Genomic DNA, 582 nt, shown 5'->3' with positions numbered 1-582 from the left:
ACGGCCACGTTGCTTGAAACTCGGGCCAAAGCAATTCACCGGTTGATGCATTGCTGCCCTCACCGCCGATCCATGGCACGGAAAAGACCCGCACATAAAACAGCGCACCGAAAAAAGCGGCAAAAAACATCACTTCCGAAAAAATGAACCAGCTCATTCCCCAGCGGAATGATCGATCCATCTGCTCGCTGTACATGCCAGCACGGCTTTCTTGGATAACGTGGCCAAACCAGCCGAACAGCATATACGCCATAATCAATGAACCGACAAAGAACATTAACCAAGACATGCCGGTGCTCTCACCAGCAGAAGCTGCGTTCATAACGCTTCCTGCGCCCACCAGTGTCAAGAATAAACCGATGGTTGCAACGATAGGCCAACGACTCTGCGCCGGCACATAATAAGATGTTTCTGCACTCATTTATCTAGACTCCTATTCTCATTCAAGACGCGCTAAACCGCTCGCGGACGTCCAATTATTATTTTCACAGTGCTGCTTGTTGTAAGGCTTGCTCCAAGTCTTCGGGTGCCAAAGTTTCAGTCTGATCAAACAGGGTGTATGACAACGTCAATGTACCCAGA

Annotated in this window: 1 protein-coding gene; it reads right to left on the bottom strand. The window is 49.3% G+C overall.

Annotated elements, in window-relative coordinates; translation table 11 throughout:
• Positions 1-421: cytochrome c oxidase subunit 3 (locus tag A3750_RS18130; protein ID WP_197475138.1), on the bottom strand; the 421-nt coding region annotated here is incomplete at its 3' end.
• Between the last annotated feature and the right edge of the window lie 161 nt (positions 422-582).

The organism is Oleiphilus sp. HI0079 (assembly GCF_001635105.1).
The sequence above is the reverse complement of the archived record's forward strand: the minus strand, read 5'-3'. Positions and strand labels throughout refer to the sequence as shown.